Source organism: Erwinia sp. (assembly GCF_031978025.1).
Classification (GTDB): Bacteria; Pseudomonadota; Gammaproteobacteria; order Enterobacterales; family Enterobacteriaceae; genus Erwinia.
The window spans coordinates 1-8,200 of sequence record NZ_DALZCD010000198.1 but is presented as its reverse complement, the minus strand read 5'-3'; the positions used below and the strand labels follow the sequence as shown (position 1 = coordinate 8,200).

Sequence of the window (8,200 nt, the reverse complement as noted above, 5' to 3'; positions counted from 1 at the left end):
AAAAGGGTTTAAATATAATGCGCCCTTCTGCGGAATGACTGGCGGTATGATAATACAAGACCGCGGGATCGTTCTCTCTACGGACAGTGGACTACGTGGCTGTACCGTTGGTGTACCGGACGATAAAGCACGTGAAGTCTCTGCTAAGCTTGCGGCTATAAACAGCAAGGGACTTGGTGTCAGTACATTCGTTAAATCTTATATTCATATCGATAAAGTTGATGGTGACACAAACACCCTACACGCTACCCTGATCAGAGATAACGTTAAAGTGGTGAACCCCGAGACTGGTGAAGTCATTATTGACACTATCGTCAAATAACCATTGAACGGGAGCTTTACTGCTCCCTTAATGAAAGGTGATAATATGCAAATGTGGGTAATGATGGTCTTTATGGCATTGCTGATGAATATACCAGCCATGCTCCCCGCCCTGTTTCTGAAGGTTGATAAAAAGATTAAGATAGCGATAACTATTCGTGTCTACATCCTCTGCTTTTTCTTGATTATGACACTGATAACATTGACGTCCAGCCTTGTCGATAAACACGCCTCTAACCCACTCTGGTTATCCATTGCCTCCGCTGTGTTTTTCTTCATCGCCTTGAAGAATTGTGCACAATATATGCGGAAGTGTACGTCTAAATTGCAAAGAAGATCCGTTATCCTCTTTTCTTTTTTCATTATTTATGCCATTCGGTTTAACTCCTTATTTATCAATACAGGAGCAGGTTACGAAACCACCTCTTTCGGGATAGTATTTTCAGCACTTTTCATTTTTGCCTGTGTACTTGCTTATCTCGCCACATCGAGCGCTCAATATTCAGCCGGAGCTGGTACGGCATCATTTGATGGTACATCACAGCCTCGTGTTGATAAAAGTTACGCTCCACAGTCAGATATAAATTATGACATACATATGAAAGGGAAAGATGTATTGAACGATCCTAACCTTAGCGTTATTGAACAACAACGCTACAGGGATGCCCTGCAGAAAAAAGAGGATGAGTCTGGCTGGTGAAGCTCGTTTAAAAGCGTGAATAAAAATATGAAACCGACAGCGAGGCTTACATTAACTATCAGAGGCGCGTTCCGTTTTTAACTTTCCACCGCTAATAACTCAGGCAAGCAATCAGTGAAGGGATATAATAGCAGGGTTATTTAGCGCAGGGTGAATGTGCAGGAACACATTCACCTTGCTGACCACAACAACTATGGGAGCTAGTTATTATGGCTGGACAGGATTGTAATGCAGCTGCGGCTGTAAAAGAAGTGACGGAGACCACACTGCGCCACTATACGGTGAGTTATGCGAGCACCTTTCCGGATTATGAGCGTATTCCTTTACTCGCCTTTAAGGGCAAATGGCTGGATGCGGCAGGGTTTGCGACGGGCATGCCGGTTGATGTAAGGGTAATGCCGGGTTGCCTGGTAGTGACCGCTCGCGAGCCAGAACCACAGGAACCGGAACTGATGCAATCACTGCGGAAGGTGTGTAAGTTTTCTGCCAGGAAACAACGTCAGGTGCAGGAGTTTATTGAGATCGTTTCAGGTAACAGGGAGCGGTGAGACTCCACTGCCCCGGTTATCTTCAGATCGGGGCCGCTTACCGATGGAATAAGATGTACCTCGAAAACTCACCACCTCATTCAGGGCAAGCTATTGAATTACATTTATAGATGCCATCTGATCATCACTCTCAAAATTGCAGCCTTCATTTTTTGCCTGAAATCATATTACTTACCCAACGTTAATTTGTTATAACGCTGGATCTAATGCAGACAGGGCGGTGAGTTTATCTCGCTGCCAGAAACTGAGGTTTTGTCCCTTTATAATTTCACTCACGGTATCTTGTAAATAAATGATTTCATGCCTGAAAGATGGATTTACGCCGTTACCGGGAGGCTGGATAGGTTTACCTGAACTGACCCAATGTGCTACTAACCGCGTTTTCCCTTTGTCGAAGGCATAGAAAAACGATGCCTTCCCGTTTGGGGTTGGATGGTTTGCCATCAGCATCATTAATATTGTTATCCCCCATAGGGTCATATCTTTGTAGGCCCAGATATTGAAGCTGTCAGCTACATTGACCATTTTAATAAATTCGGCCTGACTAAGTTTTCCCGCTCCTCCGCGCAATTCGCGGCAGACAAGGTAAGCTTCTCTAAGCGTGTCGAACTGAAAAAATTTACGTCTTATCTCTCTGGCTTGCTCCGGATCCGTAGATTTAGCGAAACCTCTAAGCCGTTTTGATCCCGTACTTAGTGGGCACACCTCTGGATTATCAGCTTTATGATAGTGGGAAAAATGAGGGGTATAATCAGGATTAGGAACAACCACTCCTCGGGCAAAAGCCGCCTGACTGCAGGCTATACAGCGAATTTCAGGCCACATACTGTCGTTACGCTCAATGCCCCTAATCATTCGTTGAAAATCGTGTATATTGATTTTCTTATCATGCCCGTTGGCGTCGGTAGTATTCACGAAGTCCATTTTACTTATTTCTCAAATGTTTTTTTAAAAGGTTACTTTAACTCTTGCCCCATCAGCAAGGCAAACCGCGTGGTTAATATTACCATCAAGCACGCTATATTTGTCAGGTAAGGTTGGGCATTCTCTTCTGGAGGATTTCCCTTATTTAGGACAGGCTGGCGGCATAATAAGTATAGGGAGTCTGCAGGATGCCAGAATCTGAGACTGCTTATCTGTTCATCGAAGGTCACATATTGCCTGAGCGTTATCAGCACCGCACGGTCAATGTTTTATACCTCCTGTCGTTGCAAGCCCTGCCTTCGATATCTCACGCGACAGACTCAAGCACGGTGGCGAAATGGAAAATATAAAGGTAGCTAAAACCTGAGGCCTGCTGTTCAAAAGAGCAATCAGTGAGCCTGTTAGTAACAGGCCTGTAGGTATATTCATAAGCCGGCGAAAAGTGCCCCGCCTTCCCATCCATTGCCCGCTTTGGTGTTGCCACACATGCTCCGGTTAATGGATGAAAATATATAACGGTAGAGATTCAGGCGTAATTTAGCGTTTAAAGAGAGGAGCACTGCGACGGCAGAACGCGAAAAGGGGTCATCAATGCCACAGAGCAAGACAAATCACTATGCCACTCTCCCGGCCTTTGGCCGGGAGAGGCACGACGTTGAAACCTTAATCTTTAAAGGCGCAGCAATCCTGCGTGTGCCATTTTTCAAGCCTACAAGGCTCAGTTATTCAGAACCTTTGTCAGCTCAACTTCACCTATGGCGGCATTAAAATACAGATAGAAAAGATCCCCGTTGGGCTTTGACCATATTTCCTTTTCCCCCAGGCTACGCTTTTCCCTGATGTAGCCCAGCTTTTGAAGGTAAGCTCGCAGCGGTGCAGTCCCGATAGCGCCCTTGAAGATAATACTATTTGTTAGCGCATAGCCGTCGCCAGGGTGCGACTCGAAATAAAAATTGTCCGTTAGCCGTGGAGCGTTTTTTATGTCTTTGTTTGTCAGGGTATGATAGTTGAAGAAATCATCTTCTTTATAGCGCGTCGTTTCATCAGAACCGGATGCAACGAGCCAGATAAACAGCCATATGAGAATAAGCACGGTGACAGCCAGTAGTGCGCACCACCTTATTATTTTCAACAGCGTTGTCATTGTCTCGCTCCCATAAACGAAAGCGATGTACCCTCATTAGTAATAACCTTCACCACCCCGGATGTGAAATCATCCCAGGGGCTGAGCCATGTCATAAAATGCGGAAGATTGCCCCTATAGGGCTGGTGCCGTACACACTGTTCGTCAGGATCGGGAAACTGAATCGGGCGAAATCCACGGTTTTTATAAGACCCGATAGCGCTGTAGTAGTCCCAGCGACGAATGGCAGCATCATAATTTACGGGCCTGAGACGATAATCATACCGACCCGGTATAATAGCCCGGTAAAACCCGAACAGATCGGAAACCAAATCCTCACCACTAAAGCCGCTGTCCGTATACCAGGAGAATGACCGTAAGCTTTGTAGCACCTCAAATCCGGATGCGGTGTTCATCATCATTGCAAGCATGATTCTGTTAATGTCTTCGCTGCTTCGCCCGCGCTTAATTTCCCAGCGAGAGAACTTCCCAACACCGAGCCGCGATGCGAACTTAATGATACCCATGTCCTGCCGATACATAATCACATATCGCGGCTTACCGCTACGCTCCCCCTCCACAAATTGACGTCTGAGCGCAACTACATCGTTGCCACGGGCATGGCCCATATCAATCCACCCCAACACCTCGGTGTAAACTATTCCTCTGTCGAGTACGTCAAATAATTTCCCGTCCTTTATTTCGCTTCTGATGCTCATGTCTTCATCTCCATATGAACTCTTACAGCCAATGTATCGCCTGTTTTTCAGACAGTCCAGACGATAAGCAACAGCAGCCAAAGCTCGGTGGTGGTAAGACGACGTGAGGAGCATCAACAGCATCAGAAACAGGAAGACAGGAAGTTTTTCAAAGACGGTGTACATGAAGGAGCGGAGCTGAACAGCTGGCAGTGCTTGCATAGGATCTGCCAGTACCAAAACCTGCTTATTGCCTGCAACGTTCTCGAGGACATGTGGGATATGGGTGACCTGCTCCCCGTTGATTAAGTTAGTAATGTCTTCATAAGCCACATGAGGACCCCCACATGAAAAGCGTTTTTCCGGCGAACAGATCATTAGTATCCTGCGCGAGGCTGAAGCGGGGTTTCTGCCCGTGAGCTCTGCCGCAAGCACGCCATTTCCAACGCCACCTTTTACACGTGGCACAAGAAGTATGGCGGTTCAGCAAGGTGCTCAAGCGGCAGCACAGCGTTGCGCTGCATGGGGCTACTCTGGTGCCGAGCCTTTCGGCGGTTATACCTCTGTCTGTTCTCAGCCATCCTCAAGCGGTTGTATAAAAGAATGGTCACAATGGAATATCAATGTACTGGTGACTTGAAGAAGTAAGATTTGGGAGACAGAATCCCCCCTTATTCTTTGGGATAAGAAAATTCAGCAGTGACTAAATGCGACTCTGATTTATCAGATTGAACGTCATACGCGAAGTTATACCTCTCTCCAGATGTAAATTTAAATCCGAACACAGGAAGACAGTCACCCTTCGGTATATAAACAGGCTTGTCATCAAAAATCTTGTGAAGAGAGTCATTATTATCGCTGTTGATTTGGATAGCAGTGATCCGTTCCTGTGGTTCCAGTGGCGACACCACACAAACTTGATTATCTTTTATAAATGCCGTTGTAGATTCGCGCTCTACCATTCGATCACCAGGTCCAGGGCATCCCGTTAAGAGGAATACAACACCCAGCAACATTTTGTTCTTCATATTTAACGCCTCTTCCCTGTTACGATTTTCTGGTAAAGCGAAGGGACATCCTGCAACATATCTACGCCTCTGTACATCCCCATGCGCCCAGGCCTCTGATAGTAAGACCACTTACTAATCCCATAAACCAGCAGTAACCAGTAATCAACTAAAATAGAGGCTTGCTGTTCAAGAGAGTAATCAGTGAGCTTTTCTTTATCCAGCCTGTAGGTATATTCAGCAGCCCAGCTAAATGCCCCCCGCATTCTCACCCATTGCCCGTGTTGGTGTTGCCAAACATGCCCCAGCTCATGGATGAAAACGTATTTATCTTCGACGAAAACCAAGTTTGCGGAAAAGTCTTCCCTGTACATCGACTTTCTGTACCACAATTCCCCGTTGGGGGTCATCGCGTAGTTTTGTTTCTGTAGTCCGAATGGTAAATAACTGTCGCAATGAATCCACACACGGCTATACACTATCGAATCACCGAACACCCTGCGAGCCATTGCAATCTCGCCTAACGTCATCCGGCGTAACGTCCCTTCCTCTGCCTGTGCGCTCATAAACCATCTTCCTTGTATGATTTATCTACATCGTAAAATCATAATTCGAAATAGTCTATACGCGTATATTAGCCATTTATTAAACACAGTGACGGTACAAGCAACAAGCGGAGCGACTTCATCGGATTGTCAGAGGGATCACACCTTATCAGGGTGCTCGTGTACCGTTAGGAGCGTGAGCGAAGCGCTGGCAGAGCCTTCATGTCGTGTGCAGGTACGTTTAGTTTACGCAGCAACAAGGCCGCACATCGGGCTTAAATGCGTGTGATCAATCTGTTTTGGTATAGGTTTAGAGACGGTGGCACGTCTTCCAGCGTCAAAGGGAAAAGCGTTTACGAGGTTGGGCTTGGGAACTACTCGCCACTATGTGCTAACACACCAAAGCCATTAACAAACACAGTGGCTTTTGTACGTGATGAAGAATTAACATCTTCTACTGGTCAATGAGACGGGTTTTTCACAATAATTAATTTAAAAAATAATGTACTGAATACTAAGGCCGGACTCAAACAATACTTTAACCATATATTTTGTATAAAAATAAAACAATACAAAACTTAGAATGTCCCCTTTTGTGCCCCCGCTTTATTTTAATCAATTTTTTAAGGGCAGATGGTCTCTAAGATTGAAGAGTAGCCAACTAGCAGATTTCCCGACTAATGAGTTAGGCTCCGAAAGACGGAACCTAACCGTGTTAACTTCTTCTGGACGAGATAGCAGCGCTTGCATGGGTTAGCTGAAAAGCCACCGTCCGGCTTTTGCTGATTCAACGAGCATATGAATCGTCAAGGGCTTCGGTTCAACGTCAGGGAGCTTATGGGATTTAGGCCTTAAGAAATTAGGCAGAAATCCTTTTTCATAAGGCCAGTATGCAAGAAAATCAAATTCGCTGTTATCGACGTTAAATCGCTCGAAATAGTCACTCATTATTTCGTCACCAGTTTCTCTGGCCCAGGGATATTTACCTGTCGATAGACTGGTCTCAAGCGTTAACTCAGGCTTACCTTTTGAAAAAAGAGGCTTAGAATTATAATTCTTGTCATACCATTCCAACACAGCGCTTTCGATTGTGTCTTTTACCATAACTTGTCACCCTCTTTTGCAATCAGGTTATAAGTGTGGGTCGTTTCCCATGCAATTCGGGCTACGTCATTTATGATAAATCCTATACCCAATATGGGTATCCAGCGCCCAGCGAAAGCACCTAAGTTATTAACGTAACTGAATCTCAATCCTTTAATGCTTTCGGTAGTGAGTGTTGGCCAGCGGTGTACTCTAATCTTTAACCAGGCACGAAGATTCGCACTCAAGATTGAAGTTCCCTTAGTTGTTCCGGCTGGTTTTACGCGCGTGGTTTGGGTTGGTTGACCTAAAATTATTAGTGCTAAAGTGGCTACATCTTCCACACCAAGCTGTTTCTGAGCCTCATCCAGAAAAACGAAGAAAAAAAGCTCTCCAGCGGGAAGATTGAACATTCCTTTGTAAAAATACGTCCCTCTCAGCTCTTCGACAGTATCCATTGCGCATCTCCTTTATGACTGTCTCAGTACCTTATCTGCCGAATTGAGGTTCGTCTAGAATCAAAATTTGAGATTTATTAATTGCAGTAGAGGATACTGAATTCAAATTTTCGATAAAAAAGATTTTCCAGAAAACCTTCCACACTGTTTACCTTCCATTTTTATTGATATATATCAGTAAATTACTTAATGAATGATAGTTTTAGGGTGAAGGATATCATTCATCACCAGTGAAATTCAGGCATAAAAAACCGGCTTTCGCCGGTTCTGATAGTCATGCTGCTACAGGGTCGTCGTACTTCGGCAGCCAGTCGGTGCTGCTGTCTTCCGTAAGGTCAAGGTTGGTCTGCATCCCAGCTTTTTCCGCCGCTTCATGTAGTGCTGTCCGTACTCCCGCATGATGCTTTCAAGCGACAGGCCGAACATCTTCATGCTGAGCGGATTCTTGTAGCCGTTGGCCTCCATATAGGCCAGATAGGCGTGATAACGGTAACGCCTGGGTTGAAACGGCCTGATACTGGCGTTCCCCATATAGAGCGCGTTTGGCTCCGGCGTCGTAAGCAGGTAGTCGCAGAAGTCCACCATTGGGTCCGCATCGTGCTTGATGCGCATCGCCTCGTCAGAGTTCTGCTGCGACTGAAGCAGCGACCGGGCCTACTGCGGCAGGCTGAACTGCTGCATCAGCTGGCGCACGATTACGGCCAGCTCACCGCTGATTTTTTCCTTCAGCTGCGGGGCGCGTTCGTCTGCCGGGATGATCTCCGGGAAGTGCAGGATCACCCGGCGGCGCGAT

11 protein-coding genes and 2 pseudogenes are annotated in these 8,200 nt (G+C 46.0%); 5 read left to right on the top strand and 8 right to left on the bottom strand.

Going from position 1 to position 8,200, the window contains the following annotated elements; all coding sequences use genetic code 11:
• The 3 genes from RTK32_RS15345 to symE all read left to right on the top strand — a co-directional run.
• On the top strand, positions 1 to 322 hold a 322-nt coding region (locus RTK32_RS15345; RefSeq protein ID WP_312045478.1), incomplete at its 5' end, for a hypothetical protein.
• Positions 323 to 367: 45 nt separating this feature from the next.
• Positions 368 to 1,021 carry a hypothetical protein gene (locus RTK32_RS15340; protein ID WP_312045476.1) on the top strand — a complete coding sequence of 218 codons (654 nt, stop codon included), beginning with the start codon at positions 368 to 370 and terminating at the stop codon, positions 1,019 to 1,021.
• A 209-nt stretch (positions 1,022 to 1,230) separates the two neighbouring features.
• On the top strand, positions 1,231 to 1,569 hold the full coding sequence (symE, locus tag RTK32_RS15335) for an endoribonuclease SymE (protein ID WP_312045474.1): 339 nt from the start codon (positions 1,231 to 1,233) through the stop codon (positions 1,567 to 1,569).
• Positions 1,570 to 1,758: 189 nt separating this feature from the next.
• On the opposite strand, the gene RTK32_RS15330 is transcribed toward symE, so the two are convergent.
• The 3 genes from RTK32_RS15330 to RTK32_RS15320 form a co-directional block, all read right to left on the bottom strand.
• Complete coding sequence (locus RTK32_RS15330; protein ID WP_312045472.1) at positions 1,759 to 2,493, bottom strand: hypothetical protein; 735 nt, start codon at positions 2,491 to 2,493, stop codon at positions 1,759 to 1,761.
• A 718-nt stretch (positions 2,494 to 3,211) separates the two neighbouring features.
• Complete coding sequence (locus RTK32_RS15325; RefSeq protein WP_312045470.1) at positions 3,212 to 3,637, bottom strand: hypothetical protein; 426 nt, start codon at positions 3,635 to 3,637, stop codon at positions 3,212 to 3,214.
• Positions 3,634 to 4,335 carry a hypothetical protein gene (locus RTK32_RS15320; RefSeq protein ID WP_312045480.1) on the bottom strand — a complete coding sequence of 234 codons (702 nt, stop codon included), beginning with the start codon at positions 4,333 to 4,335 and terminating at the stop codon, positions 3,634 to 3,636. The genes RTK32_RS15325 and RTK32_RS15320 overlap by 4 nt, the downstream gene beginning before the upstream one ends.
• Positions 4,336 to 4,687: 352 nt before the next feature.
• On the opposite strand from RTK32_RS15320, the pseudogene RTK32_RS15315 reads away from it, so the two are divergent.
• Together RTK32_RS15315 and yecR are read left to right on the top strand one after the other, a co-directional pair.
• Positions 4,688 to 4,797: pseudogene (locus RTK32_RS15315) on the top strand (transposase); the annotation flags it as partial.
• On the top strand, positions 4,790 to 4,954 hold the full coding sequence (gene yecR / locus RTK32_RS21345) for a YecR family lipoprotein (RefSeq protein ID WP_409451104.1): 165 nt from the start codon (positions 4,790 to 4,792) through the stop codon (positions 4,952 to 4,954). The pseudogene RTK32_RS15315 and the gene yecR, both read left to right, overlap by 8 nt.
• Positions 4,955 to 4,985: 31 nt before the next feature.
• Here yecR and RTK32_RS15310 read toward each other — a convergent pair whose 3' ends face one another.
• The 5 genes and pseudogenes from RTK32_RS15310 to RTK32_RS15290 form a co-directional block, all read right to left on the bottom strand.
• Entirely contained in the window at positions 4,986 to 5,342 is a 357-nt protein-coding gene (locus RTK32_RS15310) for a putative T6SS immunity periplasmic lipoprotein (RefSeq protein WP_312045468.1), read from the bottom strand.
• Positions 5,343 to 5,344: 2 nt separating this feature from the next.
• On the bottom strand, positions 5,345 to 5,887 hold the full coding sequence (locus tag RTK32_RS15305; RefSeq protein ID WP_312045467.1) for a type IV secretion protein Rhs: 543 nt from the start codon (positions 5,885 to 5,887) through the stop codon (positions 5,345 to 5,347).
• A 732-nt stretch (positions 5,888 to 6,619) separates the two neighbouring features.
• A complete protein-coding gene (locus RTK32_RS15300; protein ID WP_312045465.1) occupies positions 6,620 to 6,970 on the bottom strand; it encodes a DUF1493 family protein in 351 nt (116 codons plus the stop codon).
• Positions 6,964 to 7,407 (bottom strand): STM2901 family protein, encoded by a 444-nt coding sequence (locus RTK32_RS15295; protein ID WP_312045463.1) that lies wholly within the window; start codon positions 7,405 to 7,407, stop codon positions 6,964 to 6,966. Before RTK32_RS15295 ends, RTK32_RS15300 begins: the two co-directional genes overlap by 7 nt.
• A 274-nt stretch (positions 7,408 to 7,681) precedes the next feature.
• Positions 7,682 to 8,200, bottom strand: a pseudogene (locus tag RTK32_RS15290) (primase-like DNA-binding domain-containing protein); the annotation flags it as partial.